We start from the raw sequence: 19,962 nt of genomic DNA on the forward strand, positions 1-19,962 counted from the left end.
GAGCCTCGGATCGAATATAAAATTAACGAATAGGTTTAATCCCACGCCTCATGCTGTAAAGGCGATGGGAAGAGGAAGCGTCAGGGCAATCAGGAGTAGCACGATCTACTCCGGCGGAATCAACCTCAGGCGCGACAGGTTCATGCTTGGGGGCAAAGTCATCGACAAAGAGATAGTCGAGCACAAAGACTCTGTCGGGATAGTGGCAATCAGCGGAAGCGACGATGTCATCCTAGTCACGCAGTACAGACGCGCCGCGGACAGAGTGCTTCTTGAGATTCCTGCTGGCAAGATGGAAAAAGGCGAGACGCCAAGGCAAGCTGCAATTCGAGAGATGGCCGAGGAGATCGGCTACTCTGGCAAGCTTGAACCGCTGACGAGATGGTACCTTGCACCTGGCTACTCTACAGAGCTGATGCACGTGTTTGTCGCCACCAACCTGAGAAAGATAGTCCGCGGCCCCTTGGACGATGACGAGAACATCAAGATCAAAAAAGTAAAGTTGAGCGCGGCCGTCAAGAAATGCCTCAGCGGCGAGATTCAGGATAGCAAGACCGTTGCCGCCCTTCTCGTCTACAGCCAGTCTGATTGAACCGGCTGGTACACCTTCTTTCTTGCATCATCGAGGCTGTTCCTCTCGATTATTAGTCCCTGCCGCTTGAGGTCCTCAACTGCCGCCTGCACCGTCCTCCTTGGCAGGTGGCTCATCGAGACAAGCTCGCTCTGCTCTATCGGGTGCTTTGTCCTGATCACAAAGTAGATGAACTTTGCAGCCGGCCCACCCTCGGGGTTCCTGCGCAGATAAGATACGCCAAACGCCGATTTTGAGAGAAAGCCCCGCCTTTGCGACTCGACGGACGCGATCGCGTCCGGGTGTACCTCTGCGAGGTTGACCCGCTGGCCAAACTCTGCAATGAGCGCCGACTGTTGTGACTCTAGCGGCGCCTCAAAGATGAACGTGCTTGGCGGGTACTCGTTTGTTATCGCGCCAACAAAGCTCCACTTGACCAGAGCCTTCTCGTCATAGATGCCGACGTTTACCCCCTCGTTTGCCTCAAGCACTATCTTCTTTGAGCCCATTTTGACTGCTTCTTTTATCTTCTCAAGCGTGTCGTCGACTCCAAGCTGGTGGCGCGGGTCCTTCTTGCCTACCTTCCACTGGAACTCAAGGCCAGCCGATTGTATCAGGTCACTTATCTTTCTCTTTTGATCTATTGACAGATCGATGCTGTTCTCGCCAACTTCAATGATGTCAAAGCCCACCTTGGCGGCCTCCTTGACGAACCTCTCTAGCGAGCTTTCCGAGATCGCAAACTCGGTTATCGTGCTGCCAGTCGAGACGCGCACCCCAAAGTCGTGGTAGAACTTGATCTTTTTCTTAAGGCTCTCTTCTGAGATAAGCATAGGAAGCGCCCCGTAAATCTTGACCACGTCTATGAAGGGGGCTAAGGTAGAGAAGTTCTCCTTGTCAATACCCTGCAGCTTGTCTACGGTGCAGGTCAGCCCCTCCTTGCGCGGCTTTTTCGAATCCACTCTGTTCTTTACAAGGTCGTCAAGCATGGCTAATTATATGATATATGCAGATTTTGCGCATATTTTAATCTGTAGATTCTCTGTTCTCAAACTAACTATATCTCAATCGAGAAGCTTATTCAGCGTGCTGGTCTAGGCCCCAGCGCGTCCTTACCCTTTCCTCGACTTTTGCAAAGAGGACACGATCAAACACTATGCCTATCGCGAAAATTGTAATCATGGTTGCAATGACGTCTTCCATAAAGCCAAACTCCCTTCCAACGTTCAGCACATGGCCGAGGCCATACAGAGTAGTTATTAGTATTTCAGCTCCAATGAGCGCGTGCCAAGCAAAAGACCATGCCTGCCTTATCCCAAGGATGAGCGACGGAGTTGCCGCCGGGATCATAACATGCCGAAATAGTGTAAAGCCTTTTGCGCCCATGTTCCGGCCTGCACGGAGATAGATTGGAGGTATGTTGCGGATCGAGCTGTACGTCGTTATCATGACTGAAAACACTGAAGCCATGACAACTACAAACAATATCCCGAGGTCGTTGAATCCAATGAGCAGGATTGCAAATGGGACCCAAGCGATACTTGGGAAAGTCAGGAGGCCGACTGCAAACGAGCTCATCGTCTTGCCAAATCCGCGGAACTTGACCATCGCCAGCCCTACCGCCACGCCAATTCCAATTGAAATTGCGAACCCTGCGACAAGCCTGAGCAGCGTTACTCCAATCCCAATCGGAAGTGAGTAATTTGCTATCAGGTTTCCTATTGCTTCCACAACCGTAGCGGGCGACGGCAGCGAGCTCTCAGGCCATATTCCAAGCAGGAATACCAGCTGCCATACTCCTACAAACGCGGCCAGGAACAGCGCGACGTTCGCAACGTCCGCTAGATCAAATCTGCCTTTGCTGCGCCGCTCCTGCGATTGTGTTTCCTTTTCTAGCAAATTGAAAGTCTTCCTCCAGCTCCTTCAGGATCTGCCTCTTGATCAGAGCGATTTCTGGGCTGTCAATGTCCCTAGGTCTTGGAAGGTTTACTGTGAATTCCCGCTTGATGTTGCCAAGCCGGGGCGAGAGCACTATTACTCTGGTGCCAAGTGCCAGCGCTTCATTTATGTTATGGGTTACGAACAGAATAGTCTTTTTTGTTGCCTCGTGTATCTGCAAAAGCTCGTTGTGCAGCATGTCCCTTGTCTGCACGTCAAGCGCGGCAAAAGGCTCGTCCATCAGCAAGATGTCCGGATCTATTGCAAGGGCACGGGCTATCGCCACCCTCTGCTTCATGCCGCCGGAGAGCTGGTAAATATATGAATCTGCAAACTTCGACAGCTGCACCATGTCTATAAAGCGGCTTGCTGCCTTGCGCTGCTCGTCCTTTGGAATCCCTGCCAGCTTCAATCCAAACTCGACATTTTCAAGGACTGTGAGCCAGGGAAAGAGCGCGCCTTCTTGGAATATGACCAGCCTGCCTGGGTCAGTGGAGGTCTTGTTTTCGCCCTTCACCAGTATCTTGCCAGAATCCGGGTCTTCAAGCCCTGCAATAATGTTGAGCAATGTGCTTTTTCCGCAGCCAGACGGCCCGACGATTGTCACAAACTCACCGTCCTTGATGTCGATGCTGACCTTGTTCAGGACAGTATGGTTCTGCCTACTATCGGCATAGGAGAAGGTCTTGGACACATTCTTGATCTGCAGCAGCGCAGCATTGCTTTGCCTGTATTCAGATGATATCAATGTCTAATGCCTCCATTATATGAGCGCACAACATATAATCTACTTCAAAGGCGCAATCGTTACGATGTAGGTGCATTTTTTGCGTCATTGTATCTCTGGCAGCCCCCTTTCGCTAAGAACTTGGTTCAAAAGATCGAGGTCATAGATCCCGGAATCCGGCCTTGCCCTTAGGAACCCTATGTCAAATGCATCGTTGGCCGACTGGAACAGCGATTCCTTTATCGGGTCCCAGGTTAGCGTCATCCTTGATAGCCCTTCTTCAAACTCGTCTTCCGGGATAGTTTTACCTGTAAGTTTTTCCAGTTCAGTGTTGAATACCTGTATCGCTTCGTCCGGGTTTTCGTTTATCCAGTTGGTTTCGTCAACGTGTGCTTCCAGCAGCTTTCTTATTGTGTCAGGGTTGTTCTGAAGATAATCTGTCCTGACAATAACATGCGCAGTCACAAACTCGCCTTCCGGCCAGAGGTCGCGTTCGTCAACAAGTATCTTGGCATTGGCTTCCTTTATCAGCTTGGCACCCCAAGGCTCCGGCACCCATGCGCCGTCGATCTCTTTCTTTACCATCAAGGTGACAATGTCTGCATTCTTTGCTGGCAATACCTCCACGTTGCCTCCATTTTCCTTTGTCTCATAGCCATGATCAAGTAGGTACTTGCGCAGTGCGACATCTTGCGTGTTGCCAAGCTGTGGGGATGCAAACTTTTTGCCGGCAAAATCGGCTTCCGAATCAATTCCTGCGTCGCCCCTGACTGCAAACACCGCGCCACCGCTGGCTGCGCCAGCAATTATCCGGAGGTTGCAGCCATTGGATTCTACATAGCCGTTGACCGCAGGGTTGGGACCAACATACGCTACATCTATCGCGCCGGCATTCAGCGCTTCAATGACCGCGGGACCCGCATTGAATATCTGGGTCCTTACCTCGATGCCGTCCAAAGCCTCCTGAAAGTCGCCCCGGCCAAGCCCTATGACTGCCTGGGCGTGGTTGATGTTCGGGAAATATCCTATCCTCAACACATCTGACTGGCCGAAATTGCTGAAATTGCAGCCGTCATTGCCAGAGAACCCAAAGTACGGCGTTGAGGTAAAAACCACCGCGGCGATTATCGCGCCTGCAACACCAAGTTTTACCCCGCTATGCATCACTACGGTAATGATTATGGCTACTACTTAATACTGCTTTTAATCACGCAAAAAACGGAAATTATACGCAAACTAGTCCATGGCGGCTACTGCTGTCGCGTTATTGTTACTTTCTGCTGCATCGACCTTGCTTTCACGCCCAGAAGCTCGCTTTGCCGCATCGATGATCAGCTTTGCCACATAGATCTCTATGCCAAGCACTGCGGCAATGTCTGTGGGGTTTGAACGCAGCAGCGAATCAATCGACGTGAACCCGGCCGCCATAAGCGAGTCCTTAATACCTATAGCTACCTCTAACATCTGTATGCCGGGGCTTATCATGCCACTGTGGCGGCATTACATCTTATAATGATTGTAGTGGATTATGCTTGAGGAATCATAAGCAAATTTTCTCCTAGTTCACAGTTCGGCGGTCACGCAGCTTCTTCAGTGTCGTGCGAGTGGACGCCTCTCAGCGTTTCGTGCACCTGATTGCGAAAGAGCGTAAGCCCTATCCTGCGCGCGTACGGCTGCCCCCTTGCAAATGACTCTGCAAGGTTGCGGACAAAATCCATGTCCACCTTTGGAGGCATCGGGGGCTCGAACGGGTCAACATAAGCTTCTATTATCGTGGGCTCCTTCTCACCCATCGCCTGACTTATGATCGATCTCACCTCTGCCGGCTCGTTTATGGAATATCCTCTGCCCCCGCAGCTCTCCGCAAATTCTGCAAAGTCTATCGGCGTGAACTCGACCCCGTACTCAGGGTTGCCAAGGAACGCCATCTGTTCCCACCTTATCATACCAAGAATGTTGTTCTTGATTATCACTACCTTGATGGGCAGGTTGTATTGTACAGCCGTGGCAAACTCGGCCATCAGCATGGAAAAGCCGCCGTCGCCCACGAATGCGACGCATTGCCTCTCGGGGTAGGCAATCTGCGCCGCTATGGCGTAGGGCAGAGCGCAGGCCATGCTAGCAAGCGTGCCGGAAAGTGAGAACTTCATGCCCCTTCGGAGCTGGATATACTGCGCAGCCCAGATGGTATTGGTGCCGCTGTCGACAGAGATTATCGCGTCGTCCTGCAGCTCTTCAGACACTGCGGCAGCAACCACCTGCGGCTTGACCGGCCTGTCAGTTCTGCTGCTCCTCTCTCGGAGAAGGTCCATCCAGCTTCTCATAGCGTCCTGCCTTGACCGCAGGAACTCCCTGTTCTCCTTTTTCTTCAAGAGCGGCATCAGCGCGGCAAGTGTAGTCTTGGCGTCGCCTACCAAGCCCGCCTCCACAGGGAAGCGCAGGCCTATCCTCTCTGGCAGCAGGTCTATTTGGATTCCCCTTGCCCGGCCGGGCTTGGGCAGGTAATCGATGTACGGGAACGATGTCCCGACCATGAGCAGCGTGTCGGCCTGCTCCATCGCGTCTGTGGCAGGCTCTGTGCCTAGCATGCCAATGCCGCCGAGGCTGTTTGGGTGGTCGTCTGGCACCACTGCCTTGCCAAGCAGCGCCTTGACTATCGGGGCGCCCAGCATCTCTGAAACTGCCTCCACTTCGGCGCCGGCGCCAAGCGCCCCCTGACCGACGAGGAGCACCACCCTTTCGCCAGAGTTAAGGATGTCAGCCGCCTTGCGGAGAATGGCGGGGTCTGGCATGACACAAGAGGAAAAGACATCTGACGTGTGGCCGGCCACCTTGTGGCGCGAGTACTTGCCGCTCCGCTGCTTCTCTTGGACATCTATTGGGATCGTAAGATGGCTGACCCCGCGCTTTGAAATCGCGCTCCGGCACGCAATGTCTACCGCCATCTCGGCGTGCTCGGGGCTATTTATCATGTTGTTGTAGACTGTGACATCAGAGAACAGCTGCAGCAGGTTCACGTCTTGCTGGTAGTTCGATCCCATCATGTCCGAGTACGTACTTCCAGTTATGGCAACCACGGGCGTGCTGTCGGCCTTAGCGTCGTACAGCCCTGTCAGGAGGTGTATCGCGCCCGGCCCCGATGTTGCGACGCACGCGCCCAGCTTGCCGGTGTACTTTGCGTACGCGCAGGCCATAAAAGCGGCAGACTCTTCGTGCCTGACCAGCACAAATTTTATCCTGTCCTTGCGCTGTCGGAGCGCCTCGATAAAGCCGTTGATGCCGTCCCCGGGGAGGCCAAATATCACATCTACGCCCCAGTCAAGCAGCGACTCTGCCACAATCTCGGCAGTCTTTGTTCCCTGTTCTGCAACCATATGCGATATATGTATGCCTAATAAAATATTATTAAGTTGACATGCGGGCATGGAAGGATATATGCTAACTAGCTAGGACTGCACCAGCTCTTGCCGGCTGCCCTGCGCGCCACAATGCGATCAGCCCTTTGCGATCCTGTCTATGGTCTTTGCAAGCTTGATGTCATAGTTGCTGATGCCGCCGACGTCGTGCGTCACAAGGTCTATCTTGACTCGGTTGTAGACGTTGAACCATTCAGGGTGGTGGTTCATCTTTTCAGCCTCCATTGCGACCTTGGTCATAAAGCCAAACGCCTGCACGAAATCGTCAAACTCAAACGTCTTGTTCACCTTGCCGCCGGCGACCTTCCAGCCGTCAAGCTTGCCCACTTCCTGCTGTATCTCCTTGTCTGATAGCTTGTGGTAGTCCTCTTCCTCTCCTTCAGACATGAAATAAAGTTGCGCGACGTATCTAATACGTCTTGCCGGTGGCAAAGAGCGATATTCTTTTGGCCGCTACTATTATTCCGCCTATTGCAAGCGCCGCTGCTATCGAGGCGATTCCTACTGGGAACTCGGGCACTACCGACAGGCTCGACTGTACGGACTCGCTGCTGGCATTTATCTTGTCGACGCGCACCGTGAACGAGCCCTGTGAAGCAAACGTCATGTCCTGCGAAGAGACTCCTTCAGGAGTGGTCACGCCGCCAGCGCGAGTCACTTCGTTGCCGTCCTTGTCCAGTATGACAAGCTCGTACGTCGCTGCAGACAGCGGCTGGTCAGACTTGTCAGTCACCCTGATGCCAAACGTCACCGGCTGTCCGGGGAATACCTGCTCCGGCCAAGTCAATGCCACCTTGTAGTTTTGCGAGTCGGTCGTGACCTGCGCCACCTTGACTTCGGTCGTCGGTGGGCTTAGGGCAAACACCGCCTTGTCAGGCGTCAGGTTTTCCGATTTTACCTTCTCAGCAATGTTTATCAGGTTCTGCTTTGAAATCGTAAAGTGCACGATGGTGTTCTCCGGTGTGTACGTGTCTACTGCCACCGGGACGCTGATGCCATTTACGGTAGCATTGAGCGATTGCTTGTTAAAGTCGGCAAGCGCCTTTGGTATGAACACCTCGGTGTGAAGCATGCCTATCCTGCTCGGCATGTCTGACGTCCAGTCAAACGGCATCGAAAATTCGATGGTCTTTGTCTCCTCGTCATAGTTGGAGCTATCGATCGCGCCGTAATAGTTCCTCACCTTGATCTGCTGGCCTTCTACGTCTATCACCTCTTCGCGGCCAGGAGTCACCCACACGTCGTACTGGAGCACAGGCTCTACCTGCGTTCTGGTGGTTCCAACTGTGTAAATCTCTACAAAAAGGTTGTAAAGTCCCGGATCGGTAAAGATGGGGCCTTCGACTACCACCGGCCCGCCCCTGTTCCAGATGCCGCCAAACTGGGGCTCCGCCTCACCTCTGGCCACCGCAGTCTCGCTGTCCTTTGGAACTATCTTGATCTGCAGGTCGCCTTCTGGGTCATAAAAGAATCCCTGGCCGCCAAACTGGCCGCCTTCTGTCACGATCGGGACCTCGTTGCCGTCCTTCTTGAAGTAGACCCTGTATGTCACTTCCTTAAAGTTCTCGTTGGTGTTTTCGTCAAAGAACCGGGCGTTGATGTAAACCGGGTCGGTCGAAGTGGTGACAACCAGCGGCTCAAGTGAAACAAAGAGGCTGGCCTTCTTGCCGCCGAAATCTGCAGGCGGCGGCTGGTGACCGCCGTGTGCGAACGCGCTTGGCAGCGCGAGGGCAGAGATCATCAATGTGACAAAAAATGCAAGTGTCAGAACGGAAGCGAGAATCTTTCTTCTCTCAGGCATTTCCAAACTTGGAAATCGTGTTTCGGTATATATTGGTTATTTTACGCGTTGCTCACTTCTTCGGTCAAAAGCACTAACGCTTGCAATTTATAGGGTTATGAAAATTGCAACTATGGCGGGCAGCTGGTCTAGCTCGGTTATGATACCGCTCTTACACAGCGGTGGTCGGGTGTTCAAATCACCCGCTGCCCACTTTCAAAATACTTGATATATATATCAAATGAATTCGACAGGCGAAAAGCTAGTTTATTCAGTTCAATGGCATGGTATGAATTTCTTTATGCCCATGCATTCATTTCTGATCTTCAATGTCGTTAGCAAATAGAAAATGCGCGCCGCATGCTTTGTATACAAATATCTTGTCCAATCTTTCAATCAAATGCCGACCCCGCCAAGACAGTGCATAAAGTGACAATCAAAGCACAGGCCGCACTTTTCTGTTACTTCTCTGACATCACACACATCACATTTTCAGCAGTCATGCAACGCGGCAAAAACAGCCACGAGATGTAGAACTTGTCATCTATGCTCATGACTAGTAAAAACTACTTATGATACAACAGCAAAAATGTTCAACTGATTATCATACTGAAAATTCTTCTGGCGAATAAACTGCTACAAAGTGGCACATCGGGCAACGTATTTTTTGCGGCGTCTTTACTGATTGGCCATCAAGCGTTCGGCCTATGGTGGTTTCGAGTAAAGTACGACACCGCTTGCATTTTACAGAGAAATATCTAGCCAATGCAAGCATTAAAAATGCATTTTCAAAAATATAAAAAATTACAAGATCTCTTATAACAGAGAGCCTTACTCACCCTTGCGGGCTTTCGGGCCCGAACTAAATCAGCTGTAAAAAAGATGAACGAATAGAAATTAAAAGTGATTGGATTCTTAATTCTGCAAAAGCCTTACTCATCGGCCCCGGTTTGTAAGCAGAGGCGACTGGCTTAATGGTTCTATCTCGCCTTCGCTGCATGGCCGTTATCGCGGACAAAACTTAAACGGCTTTTTGTCATTCTTCGAAGGTTTGTTATCATATTATCGACCAGAGTGCCATTTATGGCATGCATATTTATTTTGACACAATTTGATCCTGTCTAACGCGCATTGCCCATACGCCAAGAACCACAATGGCAACGCCCAGCGGTACGATCAGGAGCATCATGAACTGACCCAGAATATGATCTGCGTTATGTATGGGCCATTTTGCATACGCGTCAGTAAATGCTATTTGCGGCAGTAAGGCAAATGAAAGTGAAGCCGCTAGAATAACTAGCACACCATTTGCCATATTGTGTATATAGCGGCTATCTTGTATTAGAGGCTAGTTACAGAATATTATTCTACAGACATGAACGTTATTTCTCGCTGCCTATTTTGTCGCCATGCTCGTGCAGAATATAGAGCGCAAGTGAGCCGGGCCGCATAAAATGCGCGCCGCAGAACTGGCAAACGCCATACTTTCTTCTTTTAGTTGATTCTGCCACACTATTACCTACATGTCATATCCGTGTGTCATGAGATAAGACAAAGTGTATATGTATGCTCGTGCCTAAAACAAACGACATCTAATGCTACTTCTATAAGATTATTCTATTAAACATGATTTTTGCCTGTAGAGAAGAACCAGTCGTCCCACAGGCACATGAAACCCTAACAATTTGACCCTAATTTTTGGCTCGGTTGAAAACATAAATGCAAACAAAAATTGTCGGCTCACTTCATGAAAATTGCTGCAGGAATTCGCCGCTGCAGGTTTTAAGACAACGGCAAGATTCGCATTTCCTTATGACCGTGCATCCGTTCATGATTTTCGACGTCTGATTTGAACAAGAAAACTTCTATGCAAACCAGACAGCAATATACCTTGTCCAGCTTTTCAACAGACCCGCCGGTTACCACAATCATTCAGACTAGACTTTGTAGGCCAGCTATTAGACTATCTGCATGAAAAATCTAGCTACACTCTTCAATTTTACCTAGCAATGTTATATAATGTCAAATAGCTAGTCGTGTGCATGTAGACACACGCTTTGCACTATAGGATTTTTCATTTTGTTGTTGTAATTATTGTCAATGTTAAATAACATAATGAACCAAATGCCCCATGGCATCAGAAGTTTCTCGAAAATATCAAGAAGAAATCTTGAGGTTGCTCAGCGAAATAGTGGCCGAGCTAAAAGAGAGCAATATCCTGTTAAAAGAGCACAACAGCGCGATCGATAGCATCAAGAACAGGATTCGCAAGATAGGTTTTAGCACCACCAATTGGCGGTAGCATTGGAGCCATTAGGATGAACGTTGATTGATTGCTAAAGCGTGATATCGCGCCGCCAACATTGCAGGCAAATTTGACACGGACGATAAACTTTTGTGCTCGGGTTGCCATTGTGTTACATAAAATGATAGATAGGCGCAGACTCGATAGAGTTCTTCGGAAAAAGACGTGCATCATTTGCGGCCGGCGCCCCGCATTAGACAATGAAGAGCTATGCGCCTTGTGCTGGCCCGAAATACATCATTTTGCAAAGCATCACAAGCTAGTCAAGACCGGCAAAGAAGATTGAAGAAGTCAGACAGATTTTCAAGCTTGGCTTTTTGTGAAATGATTGCCTGCAACATTTATAGGGTTTGTTTATTAGCGCGTTTCGCGACATTTTTTCCATGCCAAACTTGGTCAAAAGATCTTCTGGCGAGCATGTGATGTTCTTGTACGACAGCCTTGATGCTCGCAACAAGGCGGCTCTAAGATACATCAACGATGGGTTAAAGAATTCTCAACTGGTTATTTACGCCTCCGTCGATGCGGACAACGAGTCGCACATCTCCATGATATCGTCAAAGATCAGGAACTACAGGAAAAATATTGATCAGGGCAACCTGCTGATCCTAAAATTAAGGACATTTTACGAGCGTGTATTGGCCGGTGATTTGGAGGCGTTCAAGGACTTCAAGGAGCTGGTAGAAGAAATAGTACGGGAAAGAGTCGCTTCTGGCAGGACCGGCGAGGTGCTTATCGTGGCCGACTGCGCAGACGAGCTATCAAGGAACAAAATGTTTGACGAAAGCCTGTTTGTCGAGCGGTGGTGGCAGAATACATATCTTGAATGGCTGGAAGGCGATCTAAAGATCACCATCATCTGTCCACACCCCGGCTCTGTGCTTGAGAACGAGTTGTTCATGTCTCACAAACACGACATCTCTTCCCAGCATAGCATGACCTTGCGCTAGCGGTGACTTGCATGATCACACAAACATCAACAACAAGAAAATCGGTTCTTGTGGTTGACGATGAGCCCGACGTTCTTGCAATCATTAAATCATCCCTGCAAAAATCGGGCTTTGAAGTGCAAGGGTTTACCGACTCGATTCTGGCTCTTGAGCACTTTCAACAGCACTCAACCAGCTATGACATCGTTCTGTCAGACATCCGGATGCCGGGAATGAACGGCTTCAAGTTTGCGAGGAGCGTCAGAGCGGCAAATTCGGAGATCAGGATATTTCTCATGACCGCATTTGAGATGCACAAGTCCGAACTTGAGAAAGTGCTGCCCTCAGTCAGGGTCGACCAGATCATACAAAAGCCAGTGTCGATGCGCGAGATGGTCACGACGATAGAAAAGAGCCTCTGACATTGCTGACTAGCCTGCGAACTTTTCCACTATCCTGCCGATGCACTTTGTAGTCTTGTTCAAGAGATCGATCCTTGCAAACTCGTTTGGCGAGTGGATGCGGGCGAACATGTAAGTGCTGCCAATAGATATGCAGGGTGCTTTGAGTACCTTTACAAAGGAATACATCGGGCCGGTGCCGGCTGAAGACACGCTCGTTATTGCCGAACCAAAGGTTTCTCTGGCTGCCTGCTGGACCTGCCTGACAAACGGGTCGCGTATCGGTGTCCTTGCTGCTGCTTCACCATGGATGAATTTCACTTCAATGTCTCCAAAGCCTTTCAGCTTCAGGTGCCTCTTTAGCCGCTCAAGCTGTTTTTCCGGCACCATGTCTGGTACAAGGCGAAAGTCTATCTTGACCGTCGCCTGCGCCGGCAGGACAGTCTTGGCGCCCTCTCCAGTATAACCAGAGTTGAACCCGGCAATGTTGCAGGTGGGCATTCCAACAAGGGCCTTTTTGACGTCCGCGCCCTTGGCGTTCTTTACGAACCTATCTATGCCGTACTCCTGCTTGAACTCTTTTTCGTCAAACGGTTCCTTTGATATCACGCCTAGCTCTTCCTTTGTAAAAGCCCTGACTTCCTTGTACCAGTCCTTTATCAGGATCTTGCCGTTCTGGTCGCGCATCGTGGCAAGCGCAGAAACCAGGCGCCACGCCGGGTTTTCGATGAGCACTGCAAGGCTCGAGTGGGTGTCCCTCACCGGCCCCCTTGCTATCAGCTCCACATAGAGCAGACCTTTCATGCCGAGGCTGATTATCGGCCTGTCCTTTGCGTCAACGTAGCCAAACTCCCATATCACGCCGTCGCATAGGAGCCTGTCGCGGTATTTTGTCAGGTATTGCTCTACGTGCACGCTCCCGATCTCCTCTTCCCCTTCCACCATGAACTTGACGTTGCAGGGCACGTCCCCTGTCTTTTTCAAGAAATATTCGACTGCCTTGATGCGCGTTATCAGCTCTCCCTTGTCGTCTGCCGAGCCTCTGCCGTAGATGTAGTTTCCCTCCACCTTGCCGCTAAAGGGCTCGTCATTCCAAAGTTCAAGCGGCTCTTCAGGCTGCACGTCATAGTGGTTGTAGAACAGTATCGTCTTGTCCGGGTTTGACTTGGACTTTACTTCGCCGTACACTATCGGCGGGATGCTCTTGTCGTCTAGGTACAGCACTTCAGAGTTGATGCCGGCCTTGTGCATAATTTCTGCAACAAGGTTGGCGCACTCTACCAAGCCCTGCTTTTTTGCAGAAACGCTTGGCTGCCGGATAAGCGCCTGAAGGTCCAAGATCAACCCTGGCATTTCAGCGTCTACGACTGCGTTTATAGCGCTCAATGGGTGGTAGAAGTTTTCCAATTGAAAATAAAGGTTGCTTTTAAGTAGCTAGCGCAGACCCGGGGGCGGCGCCGCACACCCTTCGACGCACCTGCTCAGAGCAGCGTCCCCGGTATCTCGCTCTGACACGTCAATGACCATGCTGTAAAATACCCATGCGCCAAAGGCAAATGCAACGATCGCCGGTATCACCAGTAACAGCCACATGCCGATTCCTGCCATTACTGGCATTATTGCTGCAGCAGCCGGTAAATAACCGATCCTTCGGATGATGCATTTATAACCACCCAAAGGCGTTTTTCACCCCATGTCCAACTCGATCTTCTTCGCTCCCAAGTCTATAGCCGTCATCGGGGCCTCGGAAAAACCCGGCGTGGGCAAGACTATCTTTAACAATATTGCAAAGCACTTTAAGGGCAAGATCTACCCTGTCACCCCGTCAAACCCGACCGTGAGCGGTCTGACTGCATACAAGAGCGTGCTTGATGTCCCAGAATCTGTGGACCTTGCGGTCGTGGCTGCCCCAAGCAGGTTCACCCCGGCGGTAATGGAAGAGGTGGGTAAGAAGGGGATCAAGGGCGCGATAATCGTTTCTGCAGGGTTCAAGGAGGTGGACGAGGCCGGCGCCAAGCTGGAAAAGGAGGTTGGCGAAATCGCCAAAAAATACGGCATCAGGGTGATAGGCCCAAACTGCCTTGGCATCATGAGCCTGTCGGCAAACAACATGATGAATTCTACTTTTCTGAAAATTACTCCAAAGCACGGGGGCATTGCGCTAGTGTCGCAGAGCGGCGCGATCTGCGCGGCCACCGTGGAGGATGCAGAGGCGCAGAACATCGGCTTTTCCAAAGTCATCAGCATGGGCAACAAGGTGGACATGGACGAAAGCGACGTGCTAGAGTTGCTGGCAGAAGATCAGGACACACGCGTAATCGTGATGTATCTTGAGGACATACGCAACGCAAGGCGCTTCATGGACATCGCAAGGAGGATAACGATCGAAAGGAGAAAGCCCATAATCGTGCTAAAGTCCGGCAGGACGGCGGAAGGCGCCAAGGCGGCAGCCTCCCACACCGGCGCGCTGGGCGGCTCTGACGCAAACTATGAGGCGGCGTTTGCCCAGTGCGGCGTCATCCGCGTCGACACTATGGGCGAGCTGTTCGACCTTGCCACCGCATTTTCAAAACAGCCGCTGCCAGACGGCGGAGTGGTCATTGTTTCAAACGCAGGCGGCCCCGCGATAATATCGACCGACGCCTGCTCAAGATACGGGCTAAAGATGGCCGATATTTCGTCAATCAGGGACGACATTGCCAAGGTCATACCGGCGTACGGGTCGCCTAGAAACCCGGTGGACATTGTGGGCGATGCAGACTATATAAGGTTTGAAAACGTGCTGAATCTAGTCCTTTCGCATCCAAACGTCGGCTCTGTAGTTACCATGTGCACACCTTCTGCCACCCTGAACTACGACGACCTTGCCCGAGTCCTTGTCAAGATGTCCAAACAATTCCCAAACAAGACAATACTTGCCTCGCTGATGGGGCTTGCCGAAGGAATAGAAAACAGGGCGATAATGTCCGAAGGCGGCGTGCCGTACTACCTATATTCAGAGCCGGCGATAAGGACACTCAAGGCGATGTACGATTTCAAACAATGGGTCGACACCGCCTCGACAAAGGCGCCGATGCTCCAGTTTGCCAAGGACAAGAACAAGGTCAAGTACATCTTTGACAATGTCCGCAAGCAGGGGAGAACCAACCTCCTTGAGGAGGAGGGCTATGAGGTACTCAGGGCCTACGGCTTTCCTACTCCAAAGAGCATACTTGGCACCACTGAAGAAGAATGCATAAGGGCTGCAAAGGAGATAGGCTACCCTGTCGTCATGAAGATAGCATCACCGGACATTATCCACAAGTCTGACGCCGGCGGCGTCAAGGTTGGGGTCAAGAATGATGACGAGCTGCGCCAAGCGTTCAGGTCGATAGTTGAAAGCGCGAAAAAGTACAAGGCAGACGCCAAGATAAAGGGAGTGCTCGTGCAAGAGATGGTCAAGTCAGCCAAGGAGACGATACTTGGCGCAAGTCAGGATCCGACATTTGGGCCGGTGATCATGTTCGGTCTTGGCGGCATCTATGTCGAGGTGCTCAAGGACGTGGTCTTCCGGGTCGCACCGATAGACGAGCGCGAGGCGACAAAGATGGTCGAATCGATCAAGACGATCAAGCTGCTAAAGGGCGTAAGGGGCGAGAAACCGTCAGACCTGAAGGCGATCTCGGATTCCCTCCAGCGGCTGTCCCAGCTCGTGGTCGACTTTCCAGAGATAAAAGAATTTGACATCAACCCGCTCCTTGTGCTCGAAGAGGGCAAGGGCGCGCGTGTGGTCGACGCCAGAATAATACTAAAGTAGAGTCACAGCTTGCTTCCGCACTCTGCGCAGAACGCAGAGCCCGGCTCGTTCTGGTAGCCGCACGCATGGCACCTTCCGCCTGAAGTCATTGTTGCCCTGGTCTCTGCCATCTTTAGGAGCACAATGTCGCCTATCTTTGAAACGCCGTCCCACGACACCTGCCTGTCGCCTATCTTGAGCGTAATCTTGGCGTTTCCGGCTTCCCTGCTCAGGCCGATCTGTTCCACCTTGCCTATCAGCATCGCCTCGCTGTCGTATGCAGACATACCTATGAGCGACTGTATTGGGACAAAGCTATCGTTTGCAGTCGCCGCCGCGGCGACTGCTGGAGTAACAGCGAGGTCTGGAATAGTAGAAGTAGCCTGCTCGGCCCTTGGAGCCTGCACCTGATCTTGCTGCTGGGCGACTGCTGGCGCGTCAAATTTGCGGTACTGCGCGATGGTAGAACCACACGTCCTGCACTTGTACTCGCCCTTTTCAATGAGCGTGACTCCCTCACCAAGGTCCTCGTTTGGGTTTTCGTACTGGACCGCCGGCGCCCCTTCGTACTCTTTTTCACACTTGTTGCAGTAGTATTTTACGAACCTGTCCTCGTCCAGCCTGCCTATGCCGGCAAGGAACAGTTCCGGGCCACCGAGGTTGCCCTTTTTCTGCTCCTCGTCAGTCACCCTTGCGATAGTGTAACCACCCGAGCCGCGCAGCTTTTTCTGCGCCATGTCTTCAGCCATCATATGTAATATGCTGCCCGGTAGTTCAAGTGCAAGTTATTTAAATCATGTCAAATCGGCGCGGGATTCAGTGCATGAAAATGCTATATTACTATTATATCTGCTGGCAGGAAGAACAAGCTTTCTTATGATTAATTAATATACGCAGGGGCTGAAAAGCTGGACATTGAACGCCGTCGCCATACTGCTGTACCGGAACCTTGTCGCCTCGATTGATAAGGTATTCCTCGTGTGGCAGGTAGTCTTCCCAATAGTCTACATCTTTATCGCTGGCTACTCTTATTCCGCGCTCATTGGCGAGGGCGGCGTCCCGGTGGGCAGCGCCTTCATCGCATACCCGGCGTACCTTGCAGCTGGCATGATCGGCTTTAACATGATGAACAGCAGCACGATCGCGGGCAGCATAATATGGAACGACAAGCGAAACGGCATGTTCCAGCAGATACTGGTGATGCCTTTTGCAAGGATGGAGTACATCGCCGGTAGCATCATCACGATAATGCTCATGGGCCTTGCAAGCGCTGGCCTCATCCTAGTGGCAGGGACTCCCACGCTAGTCGGGAGCGCGGTGCCTACGCTTGTCGGGTCGATGTATGTGCTCTACGCCCTGATAACCGGCGCAATATTCTTTGGCTCCATTGCGATAATAATATCGACGCGGCTCAAGAGCAACGAGGGCTTTAACGTCATTGTCAACAGCGTCTTTCTGTTCTTTTCGTTCGTCAGCACTGCATTCTACCCGACACAGGGGGTGCCCGGCGCGCTGAGCACGGCCTTTTACTTTAATCCTCTGACGTACATCGTGGACATCACCAGAGCAGGCATATTCAATCAGATTGACTTTTTCACAAACGTCGAAGTCGGGATCATTGCTGCGATAACTGCGGCCGCGTTCTTTCTTGCCACGCTGTCGATGTTGAGGATGAAGATCTAGGCTTCTTTTTCTTCCTTGTCTATAACGGCGAGGAAGACCTCTTCAAGCGTCGGCGGGTTGACTGACACGCTCTCTATCTGGACCGCGTCTTTTGAAAGCGACTCGATTATCTTCATTAGCATCTCCTGAGCGTCTGCGGAGCTTATCCTAATCATGCTTTCCGCCGGCGTCTCGATAATCGAGCTGCTGCCTGCTATCGGTCTGATTATGTGCATGACAGATTGTGCCGATGAATCCCTTAGTTTTATCTCCACTGCCTTAACGCCCCCGTACTTTTGCTTCAGGCCGGCCGGCGTGTCGGTGGCGATTATCTTGCCGCGGTTGATTATCGCTATCTCGTCGCAGAGGTACTCTGCCTCCTCCATGATATGGGTCGTGAAAAACACGGTCAGCCCACCCTTCACGTGCTTTTTGACATAGTCGAGCAGTATGCGCCTTGCCGCCGGGTCGAGCCCGACCGTCGGCTCGTCAAGGAAGAGCAGATCCATGTCGTGCATGAACTCCCTTGCCACCTGCACCCGCCTCCTCTGGCCTATGGATAGCTCGTCGTTTTTCATGCCCTTGAAGGACGCAAGGTCGAACTTGTCCAAGAGCTCCCGCGCCCTATCGCGCCTCTTTTCGCTCGGCACTCCCCACATTAAGCCATACAGCTCAAGCGCCCGCTCGACAGTCAGGTTCGCTTCAAAGCTCGGCTCCTGCAGCACCACTCCTATCTTTTTCTTGATCTCTTTCTGGTGCTTGACGATGTCCTTGCCAAATATCTTGACCGTGCCGGATGTCGGGTGGACAAGCGTGGTCAGCACCTTTATCGTAGTGGTCTTGCCAGCTCCGTTTGGGCCGAGGAAGCCAAATACCCTGCCATACTCTATGTCAAAGGACACGCCGTCTACAGCTTGCACCGAGCCGTAGCTCTTACGCAGGTCAGAGACGTGAACGCATGGCTCTTCCATACCTATAGCCCTGTATCGGGGGCGGGTCTAATTTCTGCATTTATATCTCTATCCAAAGGCGTAGGCAGCCCGGGCAACCACCTCCGAAAGCGCGGGGTGGATGTGCACCGTCCTTGAAATGGCATCGATGCCAGCGCCAAGCTTCATCGCCACAAGCACTTCATGGATCAGAATCGACGCGTGACTCCCGATTATGTGGCAGCCAAGAATCTTGCCCTCGCTTGAAGCAAGCAGCTTTACAAACCCATCCCTGTCTTCTATGGCCTCGCCCATCGCAGTCCGGATGTACGGGTAGATTGCCTTGGTGTACTTGATGCCCTTGGATCTCAGCTCCTGCTCGGTGTAGCCGGCACCGGCGATCTGAGGCGAGCTGAATATTGCATGCGGCATGGCCGTATAGTCTACTGCGACCTTCTTATTTTCATGCATCAGGTTGTGGAATGCGTACTGTGCCTCATGATTTGCGGCATGCTTGAACAGGTAGCGCCCAACGGCGTCGCCCAGCGCAAATATCCCCTTGGCGCTTGTCTCTAGGTGCTCGTCAACGACAATAAAGCCAGCGCTGTCTATCTTGACTCCTGTCTTTTCAAGGTCAAGCGTGTCCGAGTTGGGCACCCTGCCTGTAGCCACTAGCAGCTGGTCGGACTCTATTTCGATCTTTTTGCCTGAAGAATTTTTTGCAACGACGGCGAACGTGCCATTGCTTTTGCTCACCGACTGGGTGTTGTAGCCAAGGTGGACATTGTATTTCTTGGAAAATAGGTCAGTGAATTTTCTTGCGACTTCTTCATCCTCATCGGGCACCAGCATGTCCCGGCGCTGTATGATGTTTATCTTTGTCCCAAGCGAGCCGAAAAAGTGTGCCAGCTCTGCCGCGATGTATCCTCCGCCGATTATCGTAAGCACGCGGGGCTGCTTTTTGAGCCTCAGCGCCTCGTCGCTTGTGATAAAGCCGCTCCCCTCAAGCCCCTTTATCTTTGGGATCGCCGGGCGTGTTCCTGACGCTATCAGTATCTTGTCGGCCTTGATCGTCTGGCCTCCGACAGAAATTGTCTTTTTGTCGACGAACCTGCATTCGTGCGGGAATAGCTTTGGGTTGTCTATTTCAGAGAAAGCCTGCCGGATCCTGTCAGAGTCGGAATCTACGATGCTGTTTGTCCTATTGATTATTTTTTCAAAATCTACCGTAAAGCCATCGACATTGATGCCAAATTGTCCGGCGCTCCTGATCATTTCGGCGACATCTGCGCTGTGTATTAGCAGCTTTGATGGTATGCAGCCCCGGTTAAGGCATGTGCCTCCCATCCTGCCCTTTTCGATCACCGCGACGCGGAGGCCAGACTCTGCGGCCGCGTTTGCTACATCGAGCCCTGAGCCGCTCCCAATTACTATCAGGTCGAATTCCTCCATGACTGATGATCGAAAGCAGCTCAGATAAACGTGGCGTTCTCAAGATATATTAGCAAGTGATTGGTAATGGTTTTTTC

Annotated in this window: 20 protein-coding genes and 1 tRNA gene; 7 read left to right on the forward strand and 14 right to left on the reverse strand. The window is 51.5% G+C overall.

The genetic code is table 11. From position 1 onward, the window contains the following. Positions 1 to 64 precede the first annotated feature (64 nt). Positions 65 to 592 (forward strand): NUDIX hydrolase, encoded by a 528-nt coding sequence (locus NGAR_RS12435; protein WP_015020102.1) that lies wholly within the window; start codon positions 65 to 67, stop codon positions 590 to 592. On the opposite strand, the gene NGAR_RS12440 is transcribed toward NGAR_RS12435, so the two are convergent. The 8 genes from NGAR_RS12440 to NGAR_RS12475 form a co-directional block, all read right to left on the reverse strand. Next, positions 574 to 1,560 (reverse strand): phosphosulfolactate synthase, encoded by a 987-nt coding sequence (locus NGAR_RS12440; RefSeq protein ID WP_015020103.1) that lies wholly within the window; start codon positions 1,558 to 1,560, stop codon positions 574 to 576. The two genes, NGAR_RS12435 and NGAR_RS12440, sit on opposite strands and share 19 nt — an antisense overlap. Before the next feature lie 88 nt (positions 1,561 to 1,648). Next, positions 1,649 to 2,470 (reverse strand): ABC transporter permease, encoded by an 822-nt coding sequence (locus NGAR_RS12445; RefSeq protein ID WP_015020104.1) that lies wholly within the window; start codon positions 2,468 to 2,470, stop codon positions 1,649 to 1,651. Next, positions 2,418 to 3,257 carry an ABC transporter ATP-binding protein gene (locus NGAR_RS12450; protein WP_015020105.1) on the reverse strand — a complete coding sequence of 280 codons (840 nt, stop codon included), beginning with the start codon at positions 3,255 to 3,257 and terminating at the stop codon, positions 2,418 to 2,420. Before NGAR_RS12450 ends, NGAR_RS12445 begins: the two co-directional genes overlap by 53 nt. A gap of 84 nt (positions 3,258 to 3,341) precedes the next feature. After that, positions 3,342 to 4,400, reverse strand: a complete 1,059-nt coding sequence (locus NGAR_RS12455; protein ID WP_015020106.1) for an ABC transporter substrate-binding protein — start codon at positions 4,398 to 4,400, stop codon at positions 3,342 to 3,344. Positions 4,401 to 4,472: 72 nt separating this feature from the next. After that, positions 4,473 to 4,721, reverse strand: coding sequence for a hypothetical protein (locus tag NGAR_RS12460; protein ID WP_015020107.1), 249 nt, complete (start codon positions 4,719 to 4,721; stop codon positions 4,473 to 4,475). Positions 4,722 to 4,813: 92 nt separating this feature from the next. Beyond that, entirely contained in the window at positions 4,814 to 6,610 is a 1,797-nt protein-coding gene (locus NGAR_RS12465; RefSeq protein ID WP_148681426.1) for a thiamine pyrophosphate-dependent enzyme, read from the reverse strand. A 120-nt stretch (positions 6,611 to 6,730) separates the two neighbouring features. After that, positions 6,731 to 7,039, reverse strand: a complete 309-nt coding sequence (locus NGAR_RS12470) for a 4a-hydroxytetrahydrobiopterin dehydratase (RefSeq protein ID WP_148681427.1) — start codon at positions 7,037 to 7,039, stop codon at positions 6,731 to 6,733. Between the two features lie 22 nt (positions 7,040 to 7,061). Beyond that, entirely contained in the window at positions 7,062 to 8,453 is a 1,392-nt protein-coding gene (locus tag NGAR_RS12475) for a hypothetical protein (RefSeq protein WP_148681428.1), read from the reverse strand. 117 nt (positions 8,454 to 8,570) lie between these two features. On the opposite strand from NGAR_RS12475, the gene NGAR_RS12480 reads away from it, so the two are divergent. Further along, positions 8,571 to 8,645 (forward strand) — tRNA-Val (locus NGAR_RS12480). Positions 8,646 to 9,814: 1,169 nt separating this feature from the next. Here NGAR_RS12480 and NGAR_RS18880 read toward each other — a convergent pair. Next, on the reverse strand, positions 9,815 to 9,943 hold the full coding sequence (locus NGAR_RS18880) for a hypothetical protein (RefSeq protein ID WP_266190257.1): 129 nt from the start codon (positions 9,941 to 9,943) through the stop codon (positions 9,815 to 9,817). A 620-nt stretch (positions 9,944 to 10,563) separates the two neighbouring features. On the opposite strand from NGAR_RS18880, the gene NGAR_RS17740 reads away from it, so the two are divergent. From NGAR_RS17740 to NGAR_RS12490, 3 genes are all read left to right on the forward strand, one after another. Continuing rightward, positions 10,564 to 10,734 (forward strand): hypothetical protein, encoded by a 171-nt coding sequence (locus NGAR_RS17740; RefSeq protein ID WP_015020112.1) that lies wholly within the window; start codon positions 10,564 to 10,566, stop codon positions 10,732 to 10,734. Positions 10,735 to 11,120: 386 nt separating this feature from the next. Further along, the gene (locus NGAR_RS12485; protein ID WP_228369179.1) at positions 11,121 to 11,687 is read left to right on the forward strand and encodes an MEDS domain-containing protein; all 567 of its coding nucleotides are present in this window, start codon (positions 11,121 to 11,123) and stop codon (positions 11,685 to 11,687) included. Between the two features lie 11 nt (positions 11,688 to 11,698). Further along, positions 11,699 to 12,088 (forward strand): response regulator, encoded by a 390-nt coding sequence (locus NGAR_RS12490; RefSeq protein WP_015020115.1) that lies wholly within the window; start codon positions 11,699 to 11,701, stop codon positions 12,086 to 12,088. Between the two features lie 9 nt (positions 12,089 to 12,097). Here NGAR_RS12490 and NGAR_RS12495 read toward each other — a convergent pair whose 3' ends face one another. After that, positions 12,098 to 13,420 carry a M20/M25/M40 family metallo-hydrolase gene (locus NGAR_RS12495; protein WP_187147742.1) on the reverse strand — a complete coding sequence of 441 codons (1,323 nt, stop codon included), beginning with the start codon at positions 13,418 to 13,420 and terminating at the stop codon, positions 12,098 to 12,100. Between the two features lie 81 nt (positions 13,421 to 13,501). After that, positions 13,502 to 13,675, reverse strand: a complete 174-nt coding sequence (locus NGAR_RS17745) for a hypothetical protein (protein WP_015020117.1) — start codon at positions 13,673 to 13,675, stop codon at positions 13,502 to 13,504. Positions 13,676 to 13,760: 85 nt separating this feature from the next. On the opposite strand from NGAR_RS17745, the gene NGAR_RS19115 reads away from it, so the two are divergent. Continuing rightward, positions 13,761 to 15,863, forward strand: a complete 2,103-nt coding sequence (locus NGAR_RS19115; RefSeq protein WP_015020118.1) for a 4-hydroxybutyrate--CoA ligase — start codon at positions 13,761 to 13,763, stop codon at positions 15,861 to 15,863. A gap of 2 nt (positions 15,864 to 15,865) precedes the next feature. On the opposite strand, the gene NGAR_RS12505 is transcribed toward NGAR_RS19115, so the two are convergent. Beyond that, positions 15,866 to 16,594 (reverse strand): zinc-ribbon domain-containing protein, encoded by a 729-nt coding sequence (locus NGAR_RS12505; RefSeq protein WP_015020119.1) that lies wholly within the window; start codon positions 16,592 to 16,594, stop codon positions 15,866 to 15,868. 163 nt (positions 16,595 to 16,757) lie between these two features. Here NGAR_RS12505 and NGAR_RS12510 point away from each other — a divergent pair, with 163 nt between their 5' ends. Beyond that, on the forward strand, positions 16,758 to 17,525 hold the full coding sequence (locus NGAR_RS12510) for an ABC transporter permease (protein WP_015020120.1): 768 nt from the start codon (positions 16,758 to 16,760) through the stop codon (positions 17,523 to 17,525). Here NGAR_RS12510 and NGAR_RS12515 read toward each other — a convergent pair. Together NGAR_RS12515 and NGAR_RS12520 are read right to left on the reverse strand one after the other, a co-directional pair. Beyond that, a complete protein-coding gene (locus NGAR_RS12515) occupies positions 17,522 to 18,475 on the reverse strand; it encodes an ABC transporter ATP-binding protein (protein ID WP_015020121.1) in 954 nt (317 codons plus the stop codon). The genes NGAR_RS12510 and NGAR_RS12515 overlap by 4 nt on opposite strands. 48 nt (positions 18,476 to 18,523) lie before the next feature. Continuing rightward, the gene (locus tag NGAR_RS12520) at positions 18,524 to 19,885 is read right to left on the reverse strand and encodes a dihydrolipoyl dehydrogenase (RefSeq protein WP_015020122.1); all 1,362 of its coding nucleotides are present in this window, start codon (positions 19,883 to 19,885) and stop codon (positions 18,524 to 18,526) included. Positions 19,886 to 19,962: the final 77 nt, after the last annotated feature.

This window comes from Candidatus Nitrososphaera gargensis Ga9.2, from assembly GCF_000303155.1.
In the GTDB taxonomy this organism is placed as follows: Archaea; Thermoproteota; Nitrososphaeria; order Nitrososphaerales; family Nitrososphaeraceae; genus Nitrososphaera; species Nitrososphaera gargensis.

Coding starts and splice junctions, on each gene's coding strand:
- NGAR_RS12435 (WP_015020102.1), top strand. CDS start 65: ATGGGAAGAGGAAGCGTCAGGGCAATCAGGAGTAGCACGATCTACTCC.
- NGAR_RS12440 (WP_015020103.1), bottom strand. CDS start 1,560: ATGCTTGACGACCTTGTAAAGAACAGAGTGGATTCGAAAAAGCCGCGC.
- NGAR_RS12455 (WP_015020106.1), bottom strand. CDS start 4,400: ATGCATAGCGGGGTAAAACTTGGTGTTGCAGGCGCGATAATCGCCGCG.
- NGAR_RS12460 (WP_015020107.1), bottom strand. CDS start 4,721: ATGATAAGCCCCGGCATACAGATGTTAGAGGTAGCTATAGGTATTAAG.
- NGAR_RS12465 (WP_148681426.1), bottom strand. CDS start 6,610: ATGGTTGCAGAACAGGGAACAAAGACTGCCGAGATTGTGGCAGAGTCG.
- NGAR_RS12470 (WP_148681427.1), bottom strand. CDS start 7,039: ATGTCTGAAGGAGAGGAAGAGGACTACCACAAGCTATCAGACAAGGAG.
- NGAR_RS12475 (WP_148681428.1), bottom strand. CDS start 8,453: ATGCCTGAGAGAAGAAAGATTCTCGCTTCCGTTCTGACACTTGCATTT.
- NGAR_RS17740 (WP_015020112.1), top strand. CDS start 10,564: ATGGCATCAGAAGTTTCTCGAAAATATCAAGAAGAAATCTTGAGGTTG.
- NGAR_RS12485 (WP_228369179.1), top strand. CDS start 11,121: ATGCCAAACTTGGTCAAAAGATCTTCTGGCGAGCATGTGATGTTCTTG.
- NGAR_RS12490 (WP_015020115.1), top strand. CDS start 11,699: ATGATCACACAAACATCAACAACAAGAAAATCGGTTCTTGTGGTTGAC.
- NGAR_RS12495 (WP_187147742.1), bottom strand. CDS start 13,420: ATGCCAGGGTTGATCTTGGACCTTCAGGCGCTTATCCGGCAGCCAAGC.
- NGAR_RS17745 (WP_015020117.1), bottom strand. CDS start 13,675: ATGGCAGGAATCGGCATGTGGCTGTTACTGGTGATACCGGCGATCGTT.
- NGAR_RS19115 (WP_015020118.1), top strand. CDS start 13,761: ATGTCCAACTCGATCTTCTTCGCTCCCAAGTCTATAGCCGTCATCGGG.
- NGAR_RS12505 (WP_015020119.1), bottom strand. CDS start 16,594: ATGATGGCTGAAGACATGGCGCAGAAAAAGCTGCGCGGCTCGGGTGGT.
- NGAR_RS12515 (WP_015020121.1), bottom strand. CDS start 18,475: ATGGAAGAGCCATGCGTTCACGTCTCTGACCTGCGTAAGAGCTACGGC.
- NGAR_RS12520 (WP_015020122.1), bottom strand. CDS start 19,885: ATGGAGGAATTCGACCTGATAGTAATTGGGAGCGGCTCAGGGCTCGAT.